Annotated in this window: 21 protein-coding genes and 1 pseudogene; 9 read left to right on the top strand and 13 right to left on the bottom strand. The window is 73.3% G+C overall.

Going from position 1 to position 25,779, the window contains the following annotated elements:
* Positions 1–6: 6 nt before the first annotated feature.
* The 3 genes from ABT171_RS11480 to ABT171_RS11470 form a co-directional block, all read right to left on the bottom strand.
* Positions 7–1,203, bottom strand: a complete 1,197-nt coding sequence (locus tag ABT171_RS11480) for an NAD(P)/FAD-dependent oxidoreductase (protein ID WP_351242295.1) — start codon at positions 1,201–1,203, stop codon at positions 7–9.
* Positions 1,204–1,346: 143 nt separating this feature from the next.
* Positions 1,347–2,291: an RNA polymerase sigma factor SigJ gene (gene sigJ / locus ABT171_RS11475; RefSeq protein ID WP_351242294.1), complete on the bottom strand. Its 945-nt coding sequence runs from the start codon at positions 2,289–2,291 to the stop codon at positions 1,347–1,349.
* 180 nt (positions 2,292–2,471) lie between these two features.
* Positions 2,472–2,774: an HK97 family phage prohead protease gene (locus tag ABT171_RS11470; protein ID WP_351242293.1), complete on the bottom strand. Its 303-nt coding sequence runs from the start codon at positions 2,772–2,774 to the stop codon at positions 2,472–2,474.
* A 182-nt stretch (positions 2,775–2,956) separates the two neighbouring features.
* On the opposite strand from ABT171_RS11470, the gene ABT171_RS11465 reads away from it, so the two are divergent.
* The gene (locus ABT171_RS11465) at positions 2,957–4,060 is read left to right on the top strand and encodes a hypothetical protein (protein WP_351242291.1); all 1,104 of its coding nucleotides are present in this window, start codon (positions 2,957–2,959) and stop codon (positions 4,058–4,060) included.
* Between the two features lie 11 nt (positions 4,061–4,071).
* Here the strand turns inward: ABT171_RS11465 and ABT171_RS11460 are convergent, their stop codons facing one another.
* Positions 4,072–5,319, bottom strand: coding sequence for an MFS transporter (locus tag ABT171_RS11460; RefSeq protein ID WP_351242289.1), 1,248 nt, complete (start codon positions 5,317–5,319; stop codon positions 4,072–4,074).
* Positions 5,320–5,323: 4 nt separating this feature from the next.
* A complete protein-coding gene (locus ABT171_RS11455; RefSeq protein WP_351242287.1) occupies positions 5,324–6,082 on the bottom strand; it encodes a GntR family transcriptional regulator in 759 nt (252 codons plus the stop codon).
* 131 nt (positions 6,083–6,213) lie between these two features.
* Between ABT171_RS11455 and ABT171_RS11450 the strand changes: the two are divergent.
* Positions 6,214–6,324: pseudogene (locus tag ABT171_RS11450) on the top strand (DUF4333 domain-containing protein); the annotation flags it as partial.
* A gap of 18 nt (positions 6,325–6,342) precedes the next feature.
* Here ABT171_RS11450 and ABT171_RS11445 read toward each other — a convergent pair.
* Positions 6,343–7,116, bottom strand: coding sequence for a VOC family protein (locus ABT171_RS11445; RefSeq protein WP_351242285.1), 774 nt, complete (start codon positions 7,114–7,116; stop codon positions 6,343–6,345).
* 148 nt (positions 7,117–7,264) lie between these two features.
* On the opposite strand from ABT171_RS11445, the gene ABT171_RS11440 reads away from it, so the two are divergent.
* The 3 genes from ABT171_RS11440 to ABT171_RS11430 are packed head-to-tail and all read left to right on the top strand — an operon-like array spanning position 7,265 to position 9,153.
* On the top strand, positions 7,265–8,203 hold the full coding sequence (locus ABT171_RS11440) for an SCO2400 family protein (protein ID WP_351242283.1): 939 nt from the start codon (positions 7,265–7,267) through the stop codon (positions 8,201–8,203).
* A gap of 40 nt (positions 8,204–8,243) precedes the next feature.
* Entirely contained in the window at positions 8,244–8,663 is a 420-nt protein-coding gene (locus tag ABT171_RS11435; protein ID WP_351242281.1) for a hypothetical protein, read from the top strand.
* Positions 8,664–8,721: 58 nt separating this feature from the next.
* Entirely contained in the window at positions 8,722–9,153 is a 432-nt protein-coding gene (locus tag ABT171_RS11430; protein WP_351242279.1) for a hypothetical protein, read from the top strand.
* Positions 9,154–9,220: 67 nt separating this feature from the next.
* On the opposite strand, the gene ABT171_RS11425 is transcribed toward ABT171_RS11430, so the two are convergent.
* On the bottom strand, positions 9,221–14,026 hold the full coding sequence (locus ABT171_RS11425; protein ID WP_351242277.1) for a DNA repair ATPase: 4,806 nt from the start codon (positions 14,024–14,026) through the stop codon (positions 9,221–9,223).
* Positions 14,027–14,077: 51 nt separating this feature from the next.
* The gene (locus tag ABT171_RS11420) at positions 14,078–16,267 is read right to left on the bottom strand and encodes a flotillin family protein (protein WP_351242275.1); all 2,190 of its coding nucleotides are present in this window, start codon (positions 16,265–16,267) and stop codon (positions 14,078–14,080) included.
* Positions 16,268–16,482: 215 nt separating this feature from the next.
* On the opposite strand from ABT171_RS11420, the gene ABT171_RS11415 reads away from it, so the two are divergent.
* Positions 16,483–17,562: a PucR family transcriptional regulator gene (locus ABT171_RS11415; protein ID WP_351242273.1), complete on the top strand. Its 1,080-nt coding sequence runs from the start codon at positions 16,483–16,485 to the stop codon at positions 17,560–17,562.
* Positions 17,563–17,581: 19 nt separating this feature from the next.
* Here ABT171_RS11415 and ABT171_RS11410 read toward each other — a convergent pair whose 3' ends face one another.
* Both ABT171_RS11410 and ABT171_RS11405 read right to left on the bottom strand, forming a co-directional pair.
* Positions 17,582–18,529, bottom strand: coding sequence for an MIP/aquaporin family protein (locus ABT171_RS11410; protein ID WP_351242271.1), 948 nt, complete (start codon positions 18,527–18,529; stop codon positions 17,582–17,584).
* 115 nt (positions 18,530–18,644) lie between these two features.
* Positions 18,645–19,310 (bottom strand): SDR family NAD(P)-dependent oxidoreductase, encoded by a 666-nt coding sequence (locus ABT171_RS11405; protein ID WP_351242269.1) that lies wholly within the window; start codon positions 19,308–19,310, stop codon positions 18,645–18,647.
* A 187-nt stretch (positions 19,311–19,497) separates the two neighbouring features.
* On the opposite strand from ABT171_RS11405, the gene ctaD reads away from it, so the two are divergent.
* Positions 19,498–21,210 (top strand): aa3-type cytochrome oxidase subunit I, encoded by a 1,713-nt coding sequence (ctaD, locus tag ABT171_RS11400; protein WP_351242267.1) that lies wholly within the window; start codon positions 19,498–19,500, stop codon positions 21,208–21,210.
* A complete protein-coding gene (locus ABT171_RS11395) occupies positions 21,207–21,560 on the top strand; it encodes a cytochrome C oxidase subunit I (protein ID WP_351242265.1) in 354 nt (117 codons plus the stop codon). Before ctaD ends, ABT171_RS11395 begins: the two co-directional genes overlap by 4 nt.
* 67 nt (positions 21,561–21,627) lie before the next feature.
* Here ABT171_RS11395 and ABT171_RS11390 read toward each other — a convergent pair whose 3' ends face one another.
* Both ABT171_RS11390 and ABT171_RS11385 read right to left on the bottom strand, forming a co-directional pair.
* On the bottom strand, positions 21,628–22,305 hold the full coding sequence (locus tag ABT171_RS11390) for an HNH endonuclease family protein (RefSeq protein WP_351242263.1): 678 nt from the start codon (positions 22,303–22,305) through the stop codon (positions 21,628–21,630).
* A gap of 100 nt (positions 22,306–22,405) precedes the next feature.
* The gene (locus ABT171_RS11385) at positions 22,406–23,092 is read right to left on the bottom strand and encodes a DUF6445 family protein (protein WP_351242261.1); all 687 of its coding nucleotides are present in this window, start codon (positions 23,090–23,092) and stop codon (positions 22,406–22,408) included.
* Between the two features lie 277 nt (positions 23,093–23,369).
* Between ABT171_RS11385 and ABT171_RS11380 the strand changes: the two genes are divergently transcribed.
* Positions 23,370–24,086, top strand: coding sequence for a DUF4142 domain-containing protein (locus tag ABT171_RS11380; protein WP_503074832.1), 717 nt, complete (start codon positions 23,370–23,372; stop codon positions 24,084–24,086).
* On the opposite strand, the gene ABT171_RS11375 is transcribed toward ABT171_RS11380, so the two are convergent.
* A complete protein-coding gene (locus ABT171_RS11375; protein ID WP_351242353.1) occupies positions 24,083–25,741 on the bottom strand; it encodes a glycoside hydrolase family 13 protein in 1,659 nt (552 codons plus the stop codon). The two genes, ABT171_RS11380 and ABT171_RS11375, sit on opposite strands and share 4 nt — an antisense overlap.
* Positions 25,742–25,779: the final 38 nt, after the last annotated feature.

Raw genomic sequence — 25,779 nt, 5'->3', positions numbered from 1 at the left:
AGGGGGTCAGGCCGGGGTCTCGGCCGGGGCGGGGGCCGGGACCGGCGGGCGTGTCACGCGGTGGCGCCGGGTGGGCATCCCCAGCGTCGGGTGGGCGACGCCCCAGGCCGCGCCCTTGCAGACCAGTTCCTTGTAGAGGGCGGCGAGGCGTCCCGTCAGGGCCGCCCGCACGGCGCGGTCGTCGGCGGTGACGTACTGGATCAGGCCTTCCCTGCGGCCCAGCGAGATGCACTGGTTGAAGTAGCGGAGCGGCACCTTCGGGAGCTTTCCGCCGGTCAGGCGGGCCGCGATGGCGTCGGCGGCCTGCCAGGCGGTGGGGACGCCCGAGGCGCACGACATCCGCAGCGGCTTGCCGCCGGGGCCCCTCACCAGGGCCGCGTCGCCGATGGCGTACACGTCCGGGTGCGAGACCGAGCGCATGGTCGCGTCGACCACGATCCGGCCCGTGCCGGCGACCTCCAGGGCGGTCGCCCGCGCGATCGGGTGGACGGCGAAGCCGGTGGTCCACACGGTGACCGCCGCGGGGATCGTCCCGCCCCCGGCGGTGGTGACGTGATCGCTCCCGACGGCGGTGACGACGGCGTTTTCGTGGACGGTGATGCCGAGTCCGCCGAAGACCTTGCGCAGGTGCCGGCGGCCCTTGGGCGAGAGCCCCTCGCCGAGGCCGGTACGGGCGACGAGGGCGACGTCGAGGTCCGGGCGGGCCTCGGCGATCTCGGTCGCGGCCTCCAGGCCGGTGAGGCCGCCGCCGACCACGACCACGGGCGCTCCGGCGGCCAGACCGGCCAGCCGCGCGCGCAGCCGGAGCGCGCCGGCGCGTCCGGCGATCTCGTGGGCGTGCTCGGCGGCGCCGGGGACGCCCTGGTCGTGCCAGCCGCTGCCGAGGGCGTACACGAGGGTGTCGTACGCCAACTCCTCCGTGCGCCCGGCGCCGTTGACGGTCACGGTCCTGCGGTCGACGTCGACGCCGGTGACCCGCGCCGTCCTCAGTTCGACGCCGGTGCCCGCGAACATCTCGCTGAAGGGCCGGGGCCTGAGGTCCCGGCCGGCCGCGAGCTGGTGCAACCGGACGCGCTCGACGAAGTCGGGTTCGGCGTCGACGAGCGTGATGGCCACGTCCTCGCGGTGCAGCCGCTTGGCGAGGCGCCCGGCGGCGATGGCTCCGGAGTATCCGGCTCCGAGGACGACGATGCGGTGCTGCATGTCCCTGCTCCTGTCTTCTGCGGATGCGCCCGAGGCGCTGCGCTTCAGCGGATTCGCCCCTTGAACCGGGCGGCGCGCCCTTTCCTGACAGGAATGTGGTGTGAAGCGGCTCACACAGCGGCCAGAAGGCGGTCGGAAGACGGTCAGAAGGCTGTGAGCAGGGGTTCTCCGTGGTCGGTGGCCGCCCACCGGCGGGTCGCCCGTTCGAGCTTGTCGGGGTTGGCCTGGCTGCGGAACGCGGCGATGCCCTCCGGGGTGATCTCCAGGCACATGACGCCGATGACCCGTCCGTCGAGGACCGCCACGAGGGCGGGGCCGCCGTTGGCGGTCGTGGCGTGGATCTCGGGCGAGCCGCCGACCAGGGCGTGCTTGGCCTTGCTGGGCTTGAACAGGCCCCGCATGAACTTCGCCACCGCGAGGGCGCCCTCGAACGCCTTGGTGCGGGCCGGCACCTTCCCGCCGCCGTCGCCGATCGCGACGGCGTCCTGGGTGAGCAGCCGTACCAGGGGCTCCGTCCGGCCGCTGGTGGCGGCCGCGAGGAACTCGTCGATGATCCGCCGCGCGGCGGCCTCGTCGATCTCGGTACGGGCCCGGCCGTCCGCGACGTGCTTCCTGGCGCGGTGGAAGATCTGCTGGCTGGCGGCCTCGGTGAGGTCGAGGATCTCGGCGATCTCCCGGTGCGGGTAGCCGAAGGCCTCCCGCAGGACGTACACGGCCCGCTCGCCCGGGGACAGCCGCTCCAGTACGGCCATGACCGCGTACGACACCGACTCGCGCTGTTCGGCGGTGTCGGCCGGGCCGAGCATCGGGTCACCGGCGAGCAGCGGCTCGGGGAGCCATTGGCCCACGTACGTCTCGCGCCGGGCGCGGGCCGAGGTGAGCTGGTTGAGGCACAGGTTGGTGAGCACCTTCGTCAGCCACGCCTCGGGGACCTCGATGCGCCGGACGTCGGCCGCCTGCCAGCGCAGGAACGTGTCCTGCACGACGTCCTCCGCCTCGCTCGCCGAGCCGAGCAGGCGGTAGGCGATGGCCTCCAGGCGGGGCCTGGAGGCCTCGAAGCGGTCCACGTCGTCCGCGGTGAGGGCCATGGCCGGGATCCTAGGCCCTGTCGCCGAACTCCCGTCGTCCGCCCCGGGGGCGGGCGACGGGTGCGGGCAGGTCCCCGGCGCGGCCGGGCGTCACGGCGGGCGAAGGACGCGCCGTACGCTCGCATCACGGCGCGCATCGTCCTCGCTCCCTGAGCGGGGCAGCACGCGGCGTGGGCCGGGCTACGGGCGGTCGGCCGCGGGGTGTTCGGCCGCTCCCGCCCGCTGGAGCAGCAGACGGGCCAGGTCCCGCGCCTCGTCCGGGGTGAGTGCCGCCCAGACTCCCGGCTCGCCGCCCTGGTCCTCGCCCACGTCCAGCGTGATCCGGCCGACGGGACGCTCCGGACGGCCGAGCCACAGGCACCGCACGTCGATCCTGCGTCCGCACCGGGTCACCAGAGGGGTGTCACGCCGGTGCTGTTCCGCCGTGCCTGCCGTGTCTGCCGTGTCTGCCGTACGCGCCGTACCCGCCATCGCCCTCTCCATCGGTATTCCGCTCCTCCACCGGTCGGCTCCGCCCACTGGGCATGAGGAACAGCGCACCGTACGCCCGGATTGTTCCGGGCGACCGTGAGCGCGGGGGCCGGTGCCGGGCCGGGCTGTGTGATGATGCGGGCCGTGAGCCGCCCGGGAGGGGCCGGGCGGGCCGAGAGGGGCGGGAGTTCGTGGTGGGCAAGGGCGGGGAGTCCATATCGGACGAGGAGTGGGAGCGCTTCCTGCGGGAGGCCGGGGCCGGAACCCGGGACGCCCCCAAGGAGCCGTCGGCGCGGGCCCGGATGGTGACCCGGCGGCTGCGGGAGGAACCCGGCCCGCCGGACGCGTGGCGGAGTCACGAACCTCCCCGGCGGCGCGGCGGCAAGGGCCGGTACGTGGCCGGTCTGCTGGTCGCGGCAGGACTGCTGGTCGTGGCGCTGAACCCGGGCCGGGTGACCGGATGGTTCGGGGGCGGGAGCGGAGACGGCAAGGATGTGCCGCTCGCCGTGGAGTCGAAGCGCCCGGACCAGCCGCCGCCCACCGAGGGGGCGGGCCAACGGCCCACTCGTGCCCAGCCGTTCAGGGGATCGCCGGCGGCACACTGGGCTGACGGTGCGGCGGGCATCGGCATGCCCGCCGCACGGGCGACCGGCTGGATGAGCAAGGCACAGGTCCAGCAGGCGCTGGACCGGAGCCGGGACTTCCTCGCCGCGTCCGGTCTCGATGCCGGTGTGCTGGGCGGGAAACGGCCCGGGAAGGCGATCGCACTGATCAACCCCCGCCAGCGGGACGTCCGGGACTACCTGGCGACCGCGTTCCGCGCACCCAGCCGCAGGGACGACCCGCTGCTGCTGTTCAGCCGGTTCGACAAGAGCAAGGTCCGGCTCGTCGGGGACGTGGTCAAGACCCGGGGACGGATCACGTACCGGGAGGGCAGGCGCGGCGCGGTCGAGGTGACGGCCGATGTCACGTTCGTCTACCCGGTCGTGTCCGCGACGGCGGGAAGCGACGACGTCGAACGCACCATCGTGCGCCGGGAGATCGTCATGAGCTGGGACGACCCGGCGAAGGTGATCACCGAGCCGGGTACGTTCTCGCTCCTCTCCTACAAGATGGACACCACCAACGGCGGCTGCGGCGCCTACACCGGCTACCTCACCCCCGAGTTCGGCGCCGACGGCGCGACCGCGAGCCCGCACGACGGCCCGGCCATCGACCCGTACGACCGGAGCACGTCGGTCAACGCCGGCGCGCGGGGCGACGGCGACACCGCGTGCGGGACGGCCAGCCGGTCGTAGGCGGCGTACGGCTACCCGGCCGTGAGCGGTGACGGGCGCGTGGTGCGCAGGGTGCGCAGGGGGGAGAGGAAGGCCGGCAGGAAGCTCAGCGTCATGCCGGCCGCGCCGAGCCACAGGGCGGCCGCCGCTCCGAACGCCGAGCCGGCGGCGCCGCCCAGGACTCCGCCGAGCGGCAGGCCGCCCCAGGACACGAACCGGGCCGTCGCGCTCATCCTGCCCAGGAGCCGGTCCGGGGTGAGGGCCTGCTGAACGCTCGACTGGGCCACGACACGGACCACCCCGCCCAGCGAGAGGCCCGCGAGCCCGACCGCCGCCGCGCACACGCTCCACCCCGGTCGCGCGGCCGGCATGAGAGCGGTCAGCGGGCAGGTGACGAGCGGCGCGAGCCAGATGACCGGGCCCGGCCCGAACCGCTGCGCGAGGCGGGCCGCCAGCAGGGCACCCAGCAGGGCGCCGCAGCCCATGCCCGACAGCACCAGGCCGACGGCGGACGGCCCGAGGCCCGCCTCCCGTTCCAGGAAGACCAGCAGCATGGTCTGGTACATCACGAGGAAGAGGTTGAAGAGCGCGTCGCCGAGTACGGTCGCGCGCAGGACGGGCTGTCCGAGCACGAACCGCAGCCCTTCCCTGATCTCCCGCCGCAGCCGGAACCGCTCACGCCCCGCACTCGCCCCCGGTTTCGTCTCCCGCTCGCGGATACGGCTCGCGAGGAACCCGGACAGGGCCATCCCGGCCGCGCTCGCCACGACCGCCGCCGGCGCCCCGGCCCAGCCGGCCAGCGGACCCGCGACGGCCGGCCCGCCGATACTGGTCACCGAACGGACCGCGGACAGGCGCGCGTTCGCCTCGACGAGCCGTCCGCGCCCCACCAGGTGCGGCAGGCAGCTGACGTACGCGACGTCGAAGAACACGGTCAGCACGCCATGGACCAGGGCGACGGCGCAGAGCCCGCGGATCGACAGCAGACCGGTCCACCAGGCCGCCGGTACGGTCATGAGGACCAGCGCCCGCGCGAGGTCGGCGGCGACCATCACCGCCCGCTTGCGCGTCCGGTCCACCCAGGCCCCGGCCGGCAGGCCCACCAGCAGCGAACCCGCCGTGGTCAGCGCGGTCAGCAGGCCCACCTGGAACGCGTCGGCGTGCAGCGCGACGATGGCGACCAGCGGCAGCGCCAGAAAGAGGATGCGGTCCCCCAGCTGACCGAGCGCGGTGGCGGCGAACAGCAGCCCGAAGTCCGGGTCACGGGGGCGTATGCGCATCGGCTCAGGACCTCACGTCGACGGCGAACTCGTAGACGACCTCGCGGCGTACGTCCGGAATGACGATGTCGGCGGTCTCCACCGGACGCCCGTCGGCGTCGTGGATGGTCCGCTCGATACGGAGCACCAGGTCCCCGACGCCGATCCCGAGCAGATTCGCCTCCGTCCGGCCGGCCCGGGCCGGGCGCGGCACCTCGACGACGGTCTCGACGACCACGCCGATGGCGCGCATGCGCTCCACGACCCCCTTGCCCGCGAGCGGCCCCCTCTCGGGCAGGACGACCGGCGTTCCCTCCGTGACGGCCATCGGCTCCCAGGAGTCGGAGAGCTGGACGGGCTGCCCGTCGGCGAGGAACTCGTACTGCGTGTTGACGCACGGGGCCCCGGGTTCGATGGCGAGCCGCTCGGCGATGGCCTCGGGGGCGGGGACCCGGACCAGGCTGTGCGCGTCCCAGGCCGCCGCCCGCCCCCGCTCCTCGCGGCCGGCCAGCGCGAGGGAGCCCCGGTGCTCGCGGTGCCACGAGCGGACCATCCGCAGGCGCTCGCGCGGCGCGCGGACGTACGTGCCGGAGCCCGCGCGTCCCTCCAGCAGCCCCTCGATGATCAGGCGGTCCACGGCCCGCTGCATGACGTTGCGCCCGACGCCGTACTCCTCGGCGAGGCGCGCCCGGGACGGCAGCCGCCCGCCGACCGCCCACTCGCCCGCGAGCACCCGGGCGCGCAACGCGTCGGCCACGGCGAGATACGGCGCCTTGGGCGGCATGTGCGACTCCCCGGTTGGTGAGGTGATCCGGACGAGTCCGCAAGCTACTTCACCGGCGGAAAGCTACTGGAGCAGCACTGCGCTCGGTCAGCCCGCGGCCGGCCTGGCCGCCGCCCGGCAGGGCCCCACTCGCGGACGACGGCAGCACGCTGGGCGTGACGGTCACCGTCACCTCGGTGAAGGAGGGCCGGATCGGCTTCGACTTCAAGGCCGACGAGCACGCCTCGCCGGCCCCCGGCTGAGGCGTTTCCACGGGCCGTTCACGTCTGGCGCGGGTCCGGCCTGAGGACGGCGAACACCGCCTGGGCGGGGTCGGCCAGCCAGGCGATGCGGCCGACGCCGGGGACGTTCGCGGCCGGCATCAGCACCGTGCCGCCGCCCGCGCGCACCGCGTCGGCGGTCGTGTCCGCGTCGGCCACGGCGAAGTACGGCACCCAGAGCGCGTCCTCCCCACCGTCCCGCAGCGGGGCCACGCCGCCGAAGGACCCCTCCTGCTGGTCGCCCTCGCCGATGCTGAGCACCTGGTACGTCATGCCCGGCACCCGCATCTCCTGGGCGCGCCAGCCGAACAGCCGGCGGTAGAAGCCGATGGCCGCCTCCGGGTCGCCGACGTGCAGCTCGACCCACACCAGCGTGTCGTCCTGTGACGTCCGCTCCAGGCCCTGCGCGGACTGGAGCACGGCGAACCGGGCGCCCTGCGGGTCGGTGAACTGGGCGAAGGTGGCGTCTCCCATGCTCACGGGCTCGGCGCGCACCGTACCGCCGGCGTCGGTCACGGCCCGGGCGGTGGCCTGCGCGTCGTCGGTGCGGAAGTACGTCATCCAGGCGGACCTCGCCCCCGGTTCGGTCAGCGGGCCGAGGGCCGCCACCGTGCCGCCGTGCTTCCGGAAGAAGCCGTAACCGCCCGCCTCCGGGCCCGCGGAGGCGAACTCCCAGCCGAAGACGGCGCCGTAGAAGGCCGCGGCCGTCCGGGTGTCGGGGCTGCCGAGGTCGAGCCAGACGGGCGAGCCGGTGCGGAACTCTGTGCCGAGCATGTATGTCCTCCTGCCGGTCCGGTGTGCGGCCGCCCGCCACGGAACTCCACGAATCTGTGCAGGAGAGCCACACGGGCTGCACACAGCCTTTCGAAAGGCTCGTTAGCGTGGCTGCTCGCCGCTCCCCCTGGACTCAGGAAGACCTCAAATGGACTACTGCACCTCGTGCCGCCGGTACCTCAACGGCGCCCTGGTCTGTCCCGGGTGCGGTGCCTACGCCCCGGACATAGCCCCGCCCGGCACCGACGGCCTCGGCCTGAACGCCCAGGGGAACGCGGCATCGGTGCCACTTGCCGACCAGGGCTGGTTCACCGCCGAGGCAGCCCCGACGGCGCGGCCCGCCGAATCCACGGACACGCGGCCCGCCGAACGCGCCGACACCACGTCCGCCCCGGCCACCGACATCGCGTCCGCCCCGTCCGCCGACGTCACCGACGCGCCGCCCGCCCCGCGGGGACGCGCCGCGCGGCGGCGGCAGCGGGCCCGCTGGAAGAAGAGCCAGCGCCGGGCCGTGGTGGCGACCGCCGTCGCGCTGGTCGGCGGCGGCCTGACGCTCGCCTCGATGGACCGCGGCTCCGGCGACCGGGCCCAGGCGGCCACCGCACCGGACCACCGCGGCATGGGCCTCACCGACGAGCCGTCGGCCGCGCCCAGCCGTCCGGCGTCCACGCCCGCGCCGCCCGCCGGAGAGCGGCACCACCGGCTCACGCCCGCCACCCCGACGGCACGGACGGCCGCCGTCGACGTCCCCCGGCAGCAGACCCTCGCGCCCGCGTCCCGCACGGCGCGGTCCGCAGTGCACCCGCAGACCCTCGCGGCGGTACCGCACCCGGCCGCACCGGCGGCACCGGCGGCACCGGCCGCACCGCAGCCACGGACCACCGCACCGTCCTCCTCCGGCACGAGCACCGGCACCGGCACCGGCACGAGCACGGGCGCGGGCGGCTCGGGTACGGCGACGCAGCCGACGTCCTCCACCGGCAGCAGCGGCGGCGGCAGCGGCACGTCCACGACCCCGTCGTCGCCGTCGTCCACGTCGACGACCTCGTCCGACCGGCTCTGCCTGGTCCTGCTCTGCGTCGGCTGATCGGCTAGGCTGCGCGTCCGGCAACGGGGGGAAGAGACACATGTTCGGCACCATGTGCCGCAAGCACCTGAGCGCGGTGGGGGCGACGGCGGTCCTGCTGGCCGCGCTCACCGCCTGCGGCGGCGGCGGGGGAGACGACGCTCCCGACCCCGTCCACGGCCTCAAGGACACGGTCCGCCACATTCCCCGCAAGACCACCCGGGCCACCCGTCCGCACCTGGTCAAGCACTGCACGACCGGCACCCACCGCACCTGCCGCAAGGTCCAGGACGGCACCGAGACCTACCGCAGGGAACTGCGCCCGGAGCGCTGGTGCGTCCGCCTGGACGACGTCGACGGCGACCGCAAGCGCAACGACGTCTGGTACCGCGTCGACCGCACCGACTACGACCGGGTCGTGGACGCCGGCGACCGGGCCCGCGTGGAGTTCGTCCCGCTGCTCCCGGACAACGGCTGCTGACCGCAGGTGAGTACGAGAGCGGATGGGCCGGGCGCCGGCGCCTGACCAGGATGGCGGCGTGACCTCATCCTCTTCGGCCTCGCCCCCCTCCTCATCCCCCTCGCCCTCCTCGCCCCCCTCGCCCCCGTCTTCCGTCTCTCCCGCGGCCGACCGCGGCCCGGTCATCGCGCTGCTCCTGGTGACCGCGCTCCTGCTGCTGCCCCTGCTCTACGGGTGGTACCGCTTCAGCCAGGACACGCTCGCCTGTCTCGGCCGGCCGGCCGGCTGCCGGGGGCAGGGCGCCACCGTGATGCCGGCCGTGGACTGGGGCCTGTCGCTCGTCGGCGGGCCGGTCGCCGGTGCCGTGTTCCTCGGGACCACCGGGGCGCTGCTCCGGCGCCGGGCCGCGGTGTGGGCGGCGGGCGGTGCGCTCCTCGGCACGCTGGTGATGTGGGTCGTCGCGGTGTACGCGCTGGCCGAGGGGTTCCAGCACTCGAACATCGACTTCTGAGCGGGTCCCCGAGAGGCCGCAGCGCCACCACGACGCGACCGCACCCCGCGGGCACCACCCCGACCCGTCAGCTCCCCGCGGAGCGGATGGCGCTCTCCACGGCCGCCACCCGGTCGGCGAGCAGGCCCAGCGCCGCGACCGCGCGGGTCAAAGGGTCGTCCTCGGGGCCGCCGAGGGTGCGGGCACGGGCGTGGGCCCTCTTCACCTCGGCCCAGCGCGCCGCCCGGCCGGCGTCGAGCGTGCCGCGCAGCTCCGCCAGCTTCAGCAGGTTGGCCTCGGCGCCCGTGGTGAGGGTCTGGGCCTCGGCGGTGTAGTGGTCGTCGACGACGGCCTCGCGTTCGGTGTCGTTCATGACCGGCCGCAGCCGCTGGGCGATCTTGTTCATGTCGCGGTAGGAGCCCTGGAGGCGGAAGGGCGGTTCCGTGCGGGTCGCCTCCGACTGGGCGGCGGAGGCGATGTAGGCCCGGTTGACCTTCAGTACCGTCTCGCGGACCGCCAGCGTGTGCCGCAGCACCGCCAGGACGCCGTCCAGTTCGGCCGCCGGCATCGGTGCGGTCAGCCGGTCGGCCCGGGCCGTGGGGTCGGCCGCGGCCAGCCGGACCAGCAGCTCCAGGTCGGCGCGGTCGCGGGCGGCGAGCGGGGCGAGCACCGGGTTGGCGGTCAGGGCGTTCTCGACGAAGCTGAGCGCGAAGACGGCCTCCTTGCCGGTGAGGACGTCGCCGAGGTTCCAGACGTCCGCGCGGCTGGCGAGCATGTCGGGGACGCGGAAGCGCTCCCCGGACTCCGTGTAGGGGTTGCCGGCCATGCAGACCGCGAAGCGCTTGCCCCGCAGGTCGTAGGTGCGCGGCTCGCCGTCCCACACGCCGTCCACGCGCCGGGTGGCGTCGCACAGCGGGATGAACTTCTGCAGCAGCTCCGGCGAGGTGTGCTGGATGTCGTCCAGGTACAGGAGGGTGTTGTTGCCCGCCGCCAGCGCGAAGTTGATCTTCTCGACCTCGCGGCGGGCGGTGGCGTCCGGGGCGTCGGCCGGGTCCAGTGAGGTGACGGTGTGGCCGAGCGCCGGGCCGCTGACCTTGACCAGCATCAGACCGAGCCGGTCGGCGACGTACTCCATGAGGGTGGTCTTGCCGTAGCCGGGCGGGGAGACGAGCAGCAGCAGGCCGCCGGTGTCGGTGCGCTTCGTCTCGCCGGTGGTGCCCAGCTGGCGGGCCAGGCTGTCGCCGACCAGGGGGAGGTACACCTCGTCCACCAGGCGGTTGCGGACGAACGCCGACAGGACGCGGGGGCGGTGGTCGGCCAGGCGGAGGCGGTCGCGTTCGGCGTTCACCAGGGCCGTGCGGCGGCGCTGGTAGGCGCGGAAGGCGGGCACCTCCTCGGCCGTGAAACGGGCCGTGCGGGCGAGGAACTCGTCGACGCGCAGGTGCAGTCGACCGCCGTGCACCCGCGGGTGCGTGCCCAGCAGGCCCTCCGCCGTCGCGGTGAGCGGGGCGTCGCCGTCGTAGCGGGGCAGGCCGGGGCAGAGCTCGGCGGCGACCGCCTCGGCCAGTTCGCCGGGTCCGGCCTCGGTGCCGGTGGCGGCGGCGTACGCGGCGAGCCAGGCGTGCACCACCTGGCGCCGTGCGGCGAGGCCGGTCAGGTCCCGCGGGTCACCGCCGTAACTCCGGTCGGCGTGGCGGAACTTCTCCAGCAGGGTGCGCGCCGCCTCGCCGAGGACGAAGCCCTCCGGGCCGCCGGTCAGCTCCTCGAAGAGGTAGGCGGCCGCCGGACCGCCCGGCGCCTCCGCATCCCAGGCCTCGATCGCCCCGGCCAGCTCCCGCTCCAGCTCCCCGATGGCCGGTACGGCACCGAAGGCGTCCCGGGCACGGGCCAGCGACACCGCCCGCCGTACCCATCCGGTGCGGGCTTCCTCGGTGGTGCCGTGCGCCCAGAACAGCTGGGCGGCGGCGCGGGCGGCGGGCTGGTGGCGCAGGGTGCCGGCGCCCTCGTACAGGGGCAGCAGGGCGGTGAGGACGACCGCCGCGTCGTGGTCGTGGACGCCGCGCTCATAGCCCTCGTCGTACGACTCCTGCGCCGCCCGGCGGACCAGGCCGGGCAGGTCGTCGGTCGCGGCGAGCGCGGCCGGGCCGTGCTCGGCGAGGAGGCGGGCCGCGAGGTGCTCGGCGCGGTACACCTCGGGCGACTCGGACGGCAGGTGGCGGTCCCAGTAGGGGCGGTACGCGGCGAAGCCGGGGTCGGTGACGGGGGTGCGGTAGTCCGTCCCGGTGACCGCGAAGGCGAGCCCGTCGCCGTGCGGGACGAGGGTGAGGTCGAGCGGCTGGGTGTTGACGGCGAAGCGGTGCCCGCCGAGCAGCAGGGTGCGGCCGTCGTCGGCGTACAGGTCGGTACGGTCGCGCAGGGCGCGGGCGGCCTCCTGGCGGGCCGACTTCAGCCGGCCGTCGAGCTCCTCGGCGCGCACGCTGTCGCCGAGGGCGCGCAGTTCACCGGCGGTGCGGCGGACCTTGGCGACCAGCGGGTCGGAGGCGAAGTAGGTGGTGACCGCGTCGGTGTCGGCGAGCGTGGCCGCGCGCCGCCCGACGGTGTCCAGGATCCGCCCGGCGGAGCCGGCGAGCTGTTCGGCGCGGCGGGCGCGGGCATCGGCGAGGGACTGCTTGCGCGCGGCGAACGCCTCGTAGACCTCGGTGCGCCGGTCGGCGAGTTCGGCGAGGAAGTCGTCGAACTCGGCGAACCGGCCGTCCAGGTCCTCCACCCGGGCGAGGACGGCCGCCAGCTGGTCGTCGCACTCCTCGGGGGTGCCGGACGCGGCGAGCGCGGCGGTGACGGCCTGGGCGAGCAGCGCGGTCTCGGCGGCGAACTCGGCCCGCCCCTCACGGTCCTGGAGGGCGCGGCGGCGTCCGTCGAGGGTGGCGCGGGCCCGGTTGACGCCGCCCAGCACCTCGGCGATCCGCTCCAGGACGGCCGTACGGACGGTGGTGTCGGCGATGTCGAGGCCGGTGACGACCTCGGTGACCGTACGCAGCCCGGCGGCCAGTTCGTCGAGCCGGCCGGCGACGGTCCGGGCCGCGGCGACCGTCTCGGCCCCGGCCGCGTCGGCCACGAGCCGCTCGACCTCCGCCTGCTGCCCGGCGAAGGCGTCCTCGCGCGCCAGGTACGCCACCGCGCGCCGCCCGAACCCGGCCAGTTCCCGGTCGGCGGCGGCCACCAGCTCCTCCAGCCGGGCGGCATCGGCGTACCGCAGCTCGCGCAGGGTGAGCAGATGCCCCTGCGCCTGCCGGAGTTCGGTCAGTCCGCGCACCCAGGCGGCGGCCTCGCGCGGGGCCTCGCCGCGCAGCCGGCGCACCACGGCGGCGATCCGCTCGGCGGCCTCGTCGAGGGCGCCGGTGGCCTGCCGGGCCAGCTCGCGTACGGTCTCGAACTCACCCAGCACCTGCTCGGCGGTGTCCCTGACCTCGCCCAGCGGGCCGGCCAGCGCGCCGAGTCCGGGATCGGCGAGCCAGTGATGGGCGTCGGCGGCGCGCACACAGGCGGCGGTGAGCGCCCGGTACCCCTCGCTGGTCTCGATGCCGTCGGTGACCAGCCGGGCCACGGACAGGCAGTCGGCGAGCCCGCGCACGAGGTCCGCGTTGCCGACCCGGGCGAGCGCGCCGGTGCCGGTGCGCAGGGCCGCGGCGTGGGTGTCGGAGACGTACGGCGAGGTCCACCACTGGACGGGATGGGTGTGCGCGGGCTCGTCGCCCCCGTCGCGCAGCACGGCGAGCGCGCCGTCCTCGAACAGCGCCCAGCCCCGGCACGGCAGCGGGTTCGCGACCTCCTTGCGCAGGGTGTTGTACGACAGCAGCAGCGTGCGGCCCCCGGCGCGGGACCGGAACGCGTACAGCACGTCCTCGCCGTTCGGCGCGCGCACCTCCCGCTCGAACTCCAGCCCCCGGGCGTCGAGTTCGTACGTCTTGTGGCTGCCGCCCGCCAGGCAGTACCCGCCGGGGAAGACGATCCCCTGCTCCTCCGGCAGCCGCCGGCACGCCTGCCCGATCCCGTCGAGCCGGACGACGGTCCGGGAGAGCGTGTCGAACACCAGGTACCGGTCGGCATCCTCCTTGTACGGCCGCACCCGCAGCAGGACGAGTGCGCCCACGCGCGCGTGGGCGACGGCGGCGTCCGCGAGCGACTGCAGGGGCTCCTGGACGGGTTCCGTGTACAGCTCCTCGCCGTCCGGGCCGCGGACGGCGAGGGTGCCGCCGACGGTCGAGACGCCGAGCCCGCCGGGGACCGCGACACAGGGCTCGCGCCCCAGCACGTGGTCCTCGCGGGTGGTCTGGGTCCAGGTCATGTCCTGGGCGGGCGGGAAGACGTCGTCGCGGTCGCCGCGCGCGTCCAGGAACCGCGCCGCCCGGCCGTCCTCGGTGAGGGACCAGCGCAGGACCCGGACGTCCTCGGCCTTCTCGCCGGTGCGGAACACCGCCAGCAGCAGGCCGTCGACCCGGCGCAGCCGCAGCAGGCTCGCCTCGCGGTAGTAGCGGTGCAGCGCACCGAACTCCCTGGTGTACCCGGGGTCGTCCAGCAGACCGGGTACGGCGTCCTCGGCCAGCCGCTCGCCGTCGCGGCCGTACAGCGCGAGGACGTCCGTGACCCCGCCGGTCGCGCCGAAGAGCAGCGCGTCCCCCACGGCCACGATGTCGCCCGGCACGCACGCGTGCGCGCTGCGGAGGCGGGCGGTGCGCGCGAGGTCCAGCCGCGCCGAGCCGAACTCCTCGGCCCGGCGGGCGTTCAGCTCCCCGGCCCGCCGGGCGAGCTCGGCGGCATGCCCGGCGAGCCGGTCGCGCAGCACCTCGTAGGTACCGGCGTCCACGCTTGCCTGCGGCGCCTCAGCGGTGGCCATGGGGTGTGCTTCCTTTCGTGGCTGTGCGGCTGACAGCGGGGCGCTGGTGGCTCAGCTCCCCGCGGCGCTCCCGTTCAGGGCCGTGAGCGGAGTGTCCTGGAGGCCCAGCTCGCTCGCCCGGTCGAGGAGTTTCTGCAGCTGGCCGGCGTTCGGGCCGCCGCCCCTGATCTGCTTCATCAGCAGGGCCGACACCGTCAGGTTCCGCACGTCCGCCGAGCCGAGTGAGCCGAGGAGCCGGGAGAGGTCGTCGGTGAAGCTGCCCGTGCCGTCCAGCCACGGCTTGGTGAGGGCCTGCGCGGTACGGGAGCTGTCGACGAATCCGTCGACTCCCTTGCCGAACGACACCGCGGACACCAGCCGGTCGAAGAAGACGGACTCCCCGCCGACGATGTCGATGTCGGCGTTCTCCAGCCCGGTCGCCAGCACCGTCGCCTGCGCCTCGGCCACCTGCCGCTGCGTCTCCAGCCCGGCGAGCCGGATCTCCTTCTCCGTCTGCAGCCGCAGCCGGTACTCCTCGTGCCCGCGCGAGGCCTCGTCCAGCGCGGCCATCGCGGCGGCCTTCTCGGTCAGACCGGCGGCCTCGGCCTTCAGCTTCTCGCCGATGGCGGTGGCCTCCGCGAGTGCCTTCGCCCGGGCGCTCTCCGCCTCGGCCAGCCCCTTGGCCCGGGACCCCTCCGCCTCCGCCTTCAGCCGCGCCTCGGTGGCTTCCGCCGCCGCCCGCGCGCCCTCGGCCTCCGCGAGCCCCTTCGCCCGCGCACCCTCGGCCTCGGCCAGCGCCTTGGCCTGGGTGCCCTCGGCCTCGGCCCGCAGCCGTGCCCCGGTGGCCTCCGCCTGCGCACGGCCGACCTTGAGGGTGACCTCGGCCTCCTTGTCGCGGACCTGTACGGCGGCCAGGCCCTCGGCGGCGGCCTCGGCCTGGACGCCCTCGGCGAGCCGCAGCTTGGCCCGCGCGTCCAGGTCGGCGGTCTTCAGCCGCGCCTCGGCGAGGGTGAGTTCCTCGGCGGCCCGGTGCGTGGCGGCCTGTTCCGCCGCCTCCGCGGCCTTGATGTCCTTGACCAGCTTCTCCTGCGCCTCCGCCTCGGCGGCGATGACGAGGGCCTGCCGCTCCCGCTCGGCCTCCTCGACCACCCGGAGCTTCTTGATCGACTCCTCCTGCTCGGCGACCGTACGGTCCACCGCGACCCGCTCCCGGACGACCTCGGCGATGTCCCGCTTCTCCGCCTCGACCTCCTTCTCGGCGGCGATCTTCGTCAGCTGGGTCTCCCGCTCCCGCGCGATGACTTCGAGCAGCCGGTCCTTCTCGACGCGCTCGCTCTCCACGGCGATGACCCGCTCGCGGTTCTTCGCGGCGACGGCGATCTCGCGGGCCTGGTTCTCGCGCTGGACCCCCAACTGCTCCTCGGTACGCAGGAAGGCGGCCTGCGCGCGCAGCCGTTCCTCCTCCACCACCCGGGCGGTCTCGGCCTCCTCGCGCGCCCGGGAGGTCTCGATCTCCCGCTTCTGCTTGATCTCGGCGTCCGCCTGCCGGCGCTCCAGCTCCAGGATGGCCTCGCGGGCGTCGACGTTCTGCCGGGTGATCTCCTTCTGCTCGGTGCGCTGTGCCTCGTTGGTGCGCACGTGCTCGATCGCGGTCAGTTCGGTGATCTTGCGGATGCCCTGGGCGTCGAGGACGTTGGCCGGGTCCAGCTGGGTGAGCGGCGTCTGCTCCAGGTAGTCGATCGCCGCGTCCTCCAGGTGGTAGCCGTTGAGGTCGATGCCGATCAACTCGATGATGTGGTACCGGAGTTCCTCGCGCTTGGTGTACAGGTCGGTGAAGTCCATCTGCTTGCCGACGGTCTTCAGCGCCTCGGAGAACTTCGCGTGGAACAGCTCCTGCAGCGTGTCCTGGTGGCTGGCGCGCTCGGTGCCCACGGTCTGGGCGACCTTGATGACGTCGTCGACGGTCTTGTTGACCTTGACGAAGAAGAGGATCCGGATGTCGGCGCGGATGTTGTCCCGGCAGATCAGCCCGTCCCGCCCCGAGCGGCTGATCTCGATCGTCTTCACCGAGATGTCCATCACCTCGGCCTTGTGCAGGATCGGCAGTACGACCTGCCCGGTGAACGAGACGTCGACCTGCCGCGTCTTCGAGACGATCAGGGCCTGGCTCTGGTCCACCTTGCGGTACAGCCGGGAGAACGCGAGCACCGCGAGCAGCACGGCGAAGAGACAGACGGCGACGAGCACGCCGAGCGCTTCCATGACACACGTCCTTGCGTCAGACGACGGGATACGGAGCCCCGCCGGTGGTGCTCCCCTCCGGTAGTGCTCCCCGCAGGAGATGGTGCGGCAGGGCATACGCCCGCGCATTGCCGGTTTCCGGCAGTGTTCACTAGGGTCTGCATGCCGGACAGGCGCTAGGAAAACGTCACCGGCACGTCAAGACCACGGGGGAACGGGACGGGGACGGGGCCCGCATGGGGGACCAGCACGACATACACGAGGCGAGCGAGCGCTATCTCGACGGCTTCGCCCGCACCCTGGCCGAGGTGTCGGCCACCGGCCGGCGGCTGACCAGGGAGGAGCTGAAGGTCCGGCGGACACTGGGCGAGCAGGCCGCCGACGCCGGGCACGGACTGCGCGCGCTGCTCGTCGCCCATCTGGCCGCCGCCCGCGCCGCCTGGCCGGCCGGGCCCGGCTCGACGGAGAGCACACTGGCCGCGCTGGCCGCCGTCGAGCAGGCGGTCGACGCCTTCGCCGAGGGCTACGAACGCGCCCAGCGGCTCACGATGCGGCGGGAGGAGGCGGCCCGCCGGGAGTTCATCGACGACCTGCTCTACGGCCGCAGTGACCTGGGACGGCTGGCCCAGCGCGCCGACCGCTTCGGGCTGCGCCTCTCCCGGGCGCACGCGGTGGCCGTGGCCGAGGGCCCGTCCGCGTACGTCGAGGGCGGCCCGGTCGCCCGCCGCGTCGAGACCGCCGTACTCACCCGCTTCGACTCCCGCAGCATCCTGCTCACCACCAAGAACGGCCGGCTGCTGTGCATCGCGCCCGGCGACGAGGACGAGATCCTGGTCCACTTCGCCCAGCAGGCGCACGCGGCCGCGGACGGCTGCCGGATCGCGATCGGCCGCCCGCAGCACGGCGCCGGCGGGGTGGTCCAGTCGTACGAGGAGGCCCTCGACGCGCTGGAGATGGCGGCCCGGCTCAACCTGCCCGGACCCGTGCTGCGCGCCGCCGACCTCCTCGTCTACCCGGTGCTGACCCGGGACCGGCAGGCGCTGGTCGACCTGGTGTCACACACCCTCAGCCCGCTCGCCGAGGCCCGCGGCGGAGCCGTGCCCCTCCTGGACACGCTCAGCGCCTACTTCGACGCCGGCTGCGTGGCCGCCGAGGCCGCCCGCCGCCTCTCCCTCAGCGTCCGCGCGCTCACCTACCGCCTGGAGCGCATCCACAAACTCACCACCGCCGACCCGACCGACCCCGCCCAGCGCTACATGCTCCAGACAGCCGTCATCGGCGCCCGCCTCCTGGACTGGCCGAACCGGCCGCTGTGAGGCAGCGGGGGCAACCCGGTCACTCCTCGTCGGTCTCGACCACCGGGCGGGTGCGGCCCGGCTCGGGCAGCTCGGCCAGCTCCGCCCGGAGGAGCAGGACGTCGCCGATGAAGAGGTCGTACACCAGGATGCCGACGACAGCGCCGATCAGCGGCCCGACGATCGGGATCCACCAGTAGGCGCTGAACGAACCGGGCACACTGCCCGGGAACGCCAGGCTGTTCCAGCCCGCCGCGTAGGTGAACAGGCGCGGCCCGAAGTCACGGGCCGGGTTGATGGCGTAGCCCGCGTTGGCGCCGTAGGACATGCCGACGGCGGCCACGACGAAGCCCACGACCAGCGGCCCGAGGTTGGCCTTCACGGCCTGGTTGCGCGCGTCGATGACGGCGGCGATCAGCATGAGCAGGAAGGCCGTACCGACGATCTGGTCGACCAGCGGACCCCAGTAGCCGCCGTGGAAGTACGGCGCCGGGAACGTGGCGAAGATGGAGAACGTGGCGTTGGTGTGCCCGTTCACCTTCGGTGCCGGCGACAGGTGGTCGTAGGCGCTGATCGCGTCGTGGTAGACGAGGTAGACGAGCGCCGCGCCGGTGAGCGCGCCCACGACCTGCGAGAACCAGTACGGCAGGACCTTGGCCCAGGGGAACCCGCGGCGCACGGCCATGGCCAGCGTCACCGCCGGGTTGAGGTGTGCGCCGCTGATGCCGCCGGCCACATAGACGCCGAAGACGACGGCGAAGGCCCAGCCCCAGGTGATGAGCAGCCAGTCCCCCGCCGCGAGGAAGATCGTCGTGGGGGTGGCGGCACGGCCCGAACCGGGCAGTGCGGCGACCGCCATCGCGACCACACCGCAGCCGAAGGCGATGAGCACGAAGGTCCCGAGGAACTCGGCGAGACACTCGCCCAGCAACCCTCCTCGGGCTCTGAGCCGGGACGGCTTGATGAGCGGAGGGATTTCGACAGCCATGGAGGCCCCCTTGCAGAGAGCACGGAGAGCGATACGGCCAACATCACCATATTGGCCTACAAACCCTCCCCTCGCAGGTTGACGGTGCCCCGTCAGCCGTCCAGTCGGCCGTGCGTCAGACGTCGAGATCGTCGGCGAAGTGCCGGAACCCGTGCCGGTCCCGGTGCATGCCCCACAGCGTCTCCGCCAGCACGGCCGGATCCCTGCGCGCGTGCCCCGGGGTGATCGCCCCCGGGATCACCAGCTGCGCGACGTGGATCCCCTCCCCCGCGAGCCGCTCGTGCAGCAGATGTCCGTACGCGGTCTCCGCGGCGAACGCGATGGACGTCCCGGCCCGCTCGGTGTGCGGTACGACGGCGGTCCCGCCGTTGACGAAGAGGATCGTCCCGCGCCCCAGCCGGCGCATCCCCGGCAGCACCTGCTGTACGGCGGCCACCGGCCCGTACACGGAGAACTCGACCGGCCCGACGAGATCGCGCGGACCGGTCTCCAGCACGGGCCGCATGAAGTCCGGGTGCGGCACCGGGCTGTACTGCAGCACCTCGACCGTTCCCACCTCGCCCGCGGCCCGCTCCAGCGCCCCGGCCAGCTCCTCCGGCCTGCGCACGTCGGCGACGAACCCGCGGGCGCCGATCCCGCTCCCGCCGAGCCCGCGCACCAGCGCGTCGAGCCGCTCCCGGTCCCGGGCGAGGAGGGCGACGTCGAACCCCTCGCGCCCGAACCGCCGCGCGACAGCGGCCCCGAGGCCCGGCCCGGCCCCCACGATGGCGATGCTGCTCATGCCACCCATCCGTACCGCACGCCCGGGGCCGGGGGCGGGTGTCCGTTGCGCCGTCCGCGTGCATCCGTCACGCGATCGGCCGTGCCTCGGCCGCTCAGGGCGTCGCGCGCGGCACCGCGCAGCAAGGATGGCGGGTAGCCGATGTCATGGCGTGCGCGGTCCGCGAGCATCAGGAGACAGACGACCAGTGAGCATCCTCAACGAACCCCATGGTGCCGCCGAGGAGGCGTACGAGAGCGAGGTGCCGGTCAGGGGCAGGCGGCCCGGCAGTGTCGTGGTGAAGTGGCTGACCACCACGGACCACAAGACGATCGGCACGCTCTACCTGAGCACGTCCTTCGCGTTCTTCCTGGCCGGCGGCTTGATGGCGCTGATCATGCGCGCCGAACTGGCCCGGCCGGGCCTGCAGATCGTCTCGAACGAGCAGTTCAACCAGCTGTTCACGATGCACGGCACCGTGATGCTGCTGATGTTCGCGACGCCGCTGTTCGCCGGCTTCACGAACTGGATCATGCCGCTGCAGATCGGCGCCCCGGATGTGGCGTTCCCGCGGCTGAACATGTTCGCCTACTGGCTGTACCTGTTCGGCTCGCTCATCGCGATGGGCGGCTTCCTCACCCCGGACGGCGCGGCCGACTTCGGCTGGTTCGCCTACTCGCCGCTGACGGACGCCCGGCACTCGGTCGGGATCGGCCCCGACCTGTGGATCATGGGCCTGGCCTTCTCCGGCTTCGGCACCATCCTCGGCTCGGTCAACTTCATCACCACGATCATCTGCATGCGCGCCCCCGGTCTGACCATGTTCCGGATGCCGATCTTCGTGTGGAACGTGCTGCTGACCGGTGTCCTGGTCCTGCTGGCCTTCCCGGTGCTGGCCGCCGCGCTGTTCGCCCTGGAGGTGGACCGTCAGTTCGGCGCGCACGTGTTCGACCCGGCCAACGGCGGCGTGCTGCTGTGGCAGCACCTCTTCTGGTTCTTCGGCCATCCCGAGGTGTACATCATCGCGCTGCCGTTCTTCGGCATCGTCACCGAGGTCATCCCCGTCTTCGCCCGCAAGCCGATCTTCGGCTACATGGGACTCGTGGCCGCGACCATCGCGATCGCCGGTCTGTCCGCGACGGTGTGGGCGCACCACATGTACGTCACCGGCGGCGTCCTGCTGCCGTTCTTCTCCTTCATGACCTTCCTGATCGCCGTGCCGACCGGGGTGAAGTTCTTCAACTGGATCGGCACCATGTGGAAGGGCAGTCTGTCCTTCGAGACGCCGATGCTCTGGGCCGCGGGCTTCCTGGTGACGTTCCTCTTCGGTGGTCTGACCGGCATCATCCTGGCGTCACCGCCGATGGACTTCCACGTCTCCGACTCGTACTTCGTGGTGGCCCACTTCCACTACGTGGTCTTCGGCACGGTCGTCTTCGCCATGTTCGCCGGATTCCACTTCTGGTGGCCCAAGTTCACCGGCAAGATGCTCGACGAGCGGCTCGGCAAGATCACCTTCTGGACGCTGTTCATCGGCTTCCACACCACCTTCCTGGTCCAGCACTGGCTGGGCGCCGAGGGCATGCCGCGCCGCTACGCCGACTACCTGGCCAGCGACGGCTTCACCGGCCTGAACACGCTCTCCACCATCGGCTCCTTCCTGCTCGGCCTGTCGATGCTGCCGTTCCTGTACAACGTCTGGAAGACGGCCAGGTACGGCACGCCGGTCGGCGTGGACGACCCCTGGGGCTTCGGCCGTTCCCTGGAGTGGGCGACCTCCTGCCCGCCGCCGCGGCACAACTTCGTCACGCTCCCCCGGATCCGCAGCGAGTCCCCGGCGTTCGACCTGCACCACCCCGACATCGCGATGAGCGAGCACGAGGCCCTGGCCCCGGCGAGGCCCGACCGGGGCCAGGGGTGAACCGTCCACCGCGGCAGGGCTCCGACGGCGCCCTCGCCAACGAGGTGGAGGGCTACCTGCTCTGGCAGGCCCGGATCGCCGAGGCGCAGCAGCGCGCGCGGGAGTTCGCCGGCCCCCTGGAATGGCTGACGACCGGACAGCGCGAGGAGATCGAGCGCCGCTATGCCGCCGACAGCCTGCACCGGGCCCGCGCGGACCTGGAACGCATCGCGTCCCGCTGCGCGGCACTGCGCACCGAGTACGAAGCCCGCTACCAGGAGCTGCGACGCCGCTGCCTGGCCCTGACCCTGACGGTGTGCGCGGTGTGCACGAGCTGCGCGGCACTGGCGGCCCTGCTGCTGACCCTGTGACGCGGCCGCGCCCGGACCCTTGGACCTCGGACGGGAGGCCCCGGAGCGTTCGGGGGCCTCCGGCGTTTCACGGGGCGGGCTGGTAGGTGACGGCCGTACTGGGGCACGCGTCCGCGAGCTGGATGAGTTCCCCGAGTTCGTCGGCGTCCGCGGTGAGTCCCCAGCGGAGCTTCGTTCCCACCCATTCCGAGATGTACCGGCACATGACGTCGACTGCCGGCGGCAGCCACTGGGCCGGGTCCTGGTCGGCCTTGCTGCGGTTCGAGGCCGCTGACACGGCGACGAGTGAGGTCGGGGCGTCGAGGTCGTTCGCGTAGGCCTCGCGCAGCGCCGCCGTCCACTGCGACGCCCCTGAGTCCCAGGCTTCGGCCAGCGGCACCATGTGGTCGACGTCCAGGGCGGCGGCCGAGGTGATCCACTTGGAGTCGTAGTACGACCACCAGCGCCCGCCGGACAGCTTGCAGCCCGGAAGGACCTGGGGAGGGTCGACCGCCTCCGCGAGCAGCACCTCGGCTCGGGTGTTGCAGCCGTCGGTCGGGTTCTTGCCCGCGTTCCAGTGCTTGAAGCTGGTGCGCTGATACCCGGTCCGTACCTCCGCGGCGACGGGAAGGGCGCGCACCGCCGCCGCGATCGGGACGGTGTACGTCGCGGCGGAACGGCCCTGCGCCTGGGCCGGAGTGGGTGCGATGAAGGGCACGAAGAGGAGTGCGACCGCGAGGGCGGCCCACCTGAGGTTCTTGATCACGTCAAACAGAGTTGACGTCAACTACCTCGTTCGAGGGACCGACTCGAATGAATGAGCCACATGGATGCCGCGGTTCACCCGAGGACGCAACCGCCCTGTGTCAGGCCATCCAGAAGAACACCGCAGTCATCCGCTTCTCCTCCAGTGTCGTGCCGTGGTAACCGGTCGCGCTGTGCACGAGGTTGGCGTTGTACAGGAGCAGGCGGTTGTACTTGTGCGGGACGCGGACGTCTTCCTCGAAGTGGTCGCCCGGCACGAAACGGGTGCCCAACGCCTCGACCAGATTGTTGTGCGGGGCCTGGACGATGTTGCCGCCGAGCCGGCCGCCGGGCAGGGACTGGCGGTAGAAGGAGGTGCCGCAGTCCTTGGGGACACCGGGATTCAGATACAGCACGGCGGCGTACCGGCACAGCGCCCGCGAGTCCGTGTGCGGGCGGGGCTCGCTCTCGCCCGCGCCGACCACCTGAACGCAGTTGTGGTTCAGCGTGCCGCCGCCGGGCGCCTGCTGCACCCAGAGTTCCCTCGCCCCGGTGGCCTTCTTCACCAGGCCTTCGACGACGGCGAGTTCGGACGGCTCCAGTCCGGGCATGGCGCGCAGGCCGGGCCAGGTCTCGGAGGTGTACGGGTAGCCCTTGACCCAGTCGTCCTTGGCCAGGCACCGCTCCCGTACGGCGTCGATGTCGGGCAGGGCGTCGTCCAGGACCCAGTAGTCGCGGCCCTTGGTGGGCTTGCGGTAGGGCAGGACGGGAAGGGCCGCGGGCACGCGGGGCGGGGGCTGTGGGGGCATGCGGCGAATCTAGGCCTGTTTTTCGGCTGTTTTCTCCCGGAGACCGGTCAACCTTTGACCAACCGTCTCCCATGTGCGCCAACACATGGCAATCGACGACACCGGCCTCGGTGTTCGAGAGTTTTTACCTGTTCCACAGAGACGAACCGGCTTCCCATCCGTACTGCTGTGCGTCCGAACCGCCCCGCGCCGTCACCGTGGGCGGATCCACGACCGGGCAGGAGGCACGGTGCGCTTTTCGCGGAACGCGACGGGAACCCTCTTCGTGGGCGGTGCGATGGCCATGACCCTCGTCGCTCTGGCCTACCCGAGCATGCTCGGGCTGAACAAGGTCACCACCGCCCAGGACCGCGTCATCGCCAACACCCAGTGGGGACCGCTCACCGAGCAGGACCGGGACTTCGTGGTGAAGGTGCGGGCGGCCGGTCTGTGGGAGTACCCGGTGGGCCAGATCGGGCTGCAGAAGGGCACCTCACCGGCGGTCATCACGGCCAGCAAGCACCTGGTCGACGGGCACGCGGCGCTGGACACCACCTGCCGCAAGATCGCGCCGATGCTCAACATCACGCTGCCCAACCTGCCGAGCCCCCAGCAGCAGGGCTTCGTCAGCCAGCTGAAGGCGGACAGCGGGAAGAAGTTCGACAGCGACTTCGCCAACATTCTGCGGATGACGCACGGCGCGATCTTCAACACCATCTCGAAGATCCGCTCCACCACCAAGAACTCGCTGGTGCGCGCCCTCGCCGACCAGGCCAACAACACGGTTCTGGACCATATGACGGTGATGGAGAAGACGGGTCTGGTCGACTTCGACCAGACCCTGTTCCAGCAGACGACCCCGCCCAAGCTGCCCGACTCCGACCTGACCCCGCCGCCCCCGGCCGCCGGCCAGCCGGAGGTGGTCCTCACCCCGCCCCCGAGCCCCACGTCGACTCCCGTCGACATCAACGGCATCACGGGCTCAGGCCCGAGCCCGAGCCCGACCGTGGGTTAGGCCAGCCAGACCGTCGTGTCCGGCGGGAGGTCCGCGCTCCCGCCGAGCGGCGTGCTGGCCAGCAGCACCTCCCCGGGCGGCAGCGGCACCGGCTCGGGGCTGAGGTTGGTGACGCAGCGCCAGGTCTCCGAGCGGGTGAAGTCCAGGACTCCGGCGGGCGCCTCCGGTGTCCAGGTCAGCGTCTCGCCCTCCAGCAGCTTGCGGCGCAGCCGCAGGGCGGTGCGGTACAGCTCCAGGGTCGAATCCTCCGCCCCCGTCTGCGCCTCGACGGCGTACGACGCGAAGGACGCCGGCTGCGGCAGCCAGGCCGCGCCGCGCCCGAAGCCGTACGACGGTCCGCTCCTCGTCCACGGCAGCGGCACCCGGCAGCCGTCGCGGCCCTTGCGGACATGGCCCGTCTGCTCCCAGATCGGGTCCTGGAGGACCGACGTGGGCAGGTCGGCGACCTCCGGCAGGCCGAGTTCCTCGCCCTGGTAGAGGTACGAGGATCCGGGCAGCGCGAGCATGAGGAGGGTCGCGGCGCGGGCCCGGCGCAGCCCCGCCCGGGTGTCGACCGCGGGCGCGGTGCCGCCGGACAGCAGCCAGGCCGCCGGGTCGGTGCCGGGCGGCAGCATCAGGCGGGAGGCGTGCCGTACGACGTCGTGGTTGGACAGCACCCAGGTGGCGGAGGCGCCGACGGCCCGGGCCGTGGCGAGGGAGCCGGCGATGACCTGCCGGAGCTCCTCCGCGTCCCAGCCGGTCTCCAGGTACTCGAAGTTGAAGGCCTGGTCGAGTTCGTCCGGGCGGGCGTACAGGGCGCGGCGGGCGCCCGGGACCCAGGCCTCGGCGACGGCGGTGCGCGGCGGGCTGTAGGCGTCGAGGATCTTGCGCCAGTCCCGGTAGATCTCGTGGACCTCGTCGCGGTCCCAGTACGGGTGGCTGCCGGGCGGGACGTGCGGCAGGGCCGTCTCGCCGGTGGCGCCGAGGCCCCCGATGTCCCGCAGCGGCTCGGCGAGGTCCTTGGCGAGGCCGTGGGCGACATCGACGCGGAAGCCGTCGACGCCCCGGTCGGACCAGAAGCGCAGGGTGGTGCGGAAGTCGGCGCGGACCTCGTCGTTGTCCCAGTTGAGGTCGGGCTGTTCGGGGGCGAAGAGGTGCAGGTACCACTCGCCGTCCGGGACGCGCGTCCAGGCGCTGCCGCCGAACACGGACGGCCAGTCGGACGGCGGCAGTTCGCCGTGTGTGCCCCGGCCGGGGCGGAAGACGTAGCGGTCGCGGGCCGGGGAGCCGGGGGCGGAGCGCAGGGCCTCCTGGAACCAGGGGTGCTGGTGCGAGGTGTGGTTCGGGACGATGTCGACGACGACCTTCAGACCGAGCCGGTGGGCCTCGCCGACCAGGGCGTCGAAGTCGTCCAGGGTGCCGAGGCGGGGGTCGACGTCCCGGTGGTCGGCGACGTCGTAGCCGCCGTCGGCCAGCTCCGACGGGTAGAAGGGGCTCAGCCACAGGGCGTCGACACCGAGGCCGGCCAGGTGGCTCAGGCGCTGGGTGATGCCGCGCAGGTCGCCGAGGCCGTCGCCGTCCGCGTCGGCGAAGCTGCGGGGGTAGACCTGGTAGACGACGGCCTGGCGCCACCAGTCGGGGTTCTTGGAGGAGAGGTCCGGGGAGCGGTCTGCCATACGGGCCATACGGGATCCCTTCGGGAAGGACGCTTCGG

Origin of the sequence: Streptomyces sp. NPDC001851 (genome assembly GCF_040297165.1) — a bacterium.
GTDB lineage: Bacteria > Actinomycetota > Actinomycetes > Streptomycetales > Streptomycetaceae > Streptomyces.
The sequence above is the reverse complement of the archived record's forward strand: the minus strand, read 5'-3'. Positions and strand labels throughout refer to the sequence as shown.